Origin of the sequence: Streptomyces glaucescens, from assembly GCF_002154375.1 — a bacterium.
Lineage (GTDB): Bacteria > Actinomycetota > Actinomycetes > Streptomycetales > Streptomycetaceae > Streptomyces > Streptomyces glaucescens.
Map to the genome: position 1 here is coordinate 1 of NZ_MUND01001006.1, position 817 is coordinate 817.

Annotated in this window: 1 protein-coding gene; it reads right to left on the reverse strand. The window is 72.5% G+C overall.

The window, feature by feature from the left end:
• Positions 1-152: 152 nt before the first annotated feature.
• Positions 153-716 carry a hemerythrin domain-containing protein gene (locus tag CCN42_RS40160; protein WP_086173676.1) on the reverse strand — a complete coding sequence of 188 codons (564 nt, stop codon included), beginning with the start codon at positions 714-716 and terminating at the stop codon, positions 153-155.
• Positions 717-817 lie beyond the last annotated feature (101 nt).

The following is an 817-nucleotide window of genomic DNA, read 5'->3' on the forward strand; positions in this document are numbered from 1 at the left end:
CCGGCTGGCCCTGCTGGAGGAGGCGCAGCGGAGGTCGCCCGCGCGCCGGTACGTCGGCTGAGGGCAGGCGGGCGTCCGCACGCACGACGGCGGCCGTGGCACACAGCCACGGCCGCCGTCGTCCGCGCGGACCCGCGTCCCCGGACGGGGGCTCAGTCCTTCTTCCCGCGGCCGGACAGCGCGTCGCGCATCCGGTCGACGAGTCCCATGCCGGGGGCCAGCATCTTGTTGGCCGGGGGCTTGTCGGGGGCGGACGGGTGCGGCCGGGTCGGCGCCATCTTCTTCGCCGTGCGCACCTTGTCGCCCAGCTCGTCCAGGGCCTCGGCCGGACACGACTGACGGAGCAGGGGGAAGAGGTTCTCCTCCTCGTCCGCCACGTGCGAGCGAATCTCCATCATGAGCATGCCCATGAGCCGGTCGAACTCGGGATCCCCGGCGTCGCAGCCCTCCAGATCCTTCATGATCTGCTCGGCCTTGGCGTGGTCCTCCAGCTCCTGGTCCGCCAGCGCGTCCCCGTTCGGCACGTGCCGGCGCACGGCCGGGTACAGATGGGCCTCCTCGGCGACCGAGTGACGCACCAGCTCCATGATGACCTGGTCCGCGTAGACCTTGCGGTCCTTGTCGCCCGACGGCAGCGCCTCGATCCGCCCGAACAGCGTCTCGACCTCCCGGTGATCCGTCACCAGCTCGTCGATGACGTTTCCTCCGTGTCCCATGTCGCTCCCTCCATCGTGGCTGCGGCGGCTCCCGAGGCGGGGCTCGCCCAGGCTCCCGGGTGCCCTCGCCGGGGCGCGCGTAACGCGGGTGGGGGGTGGGA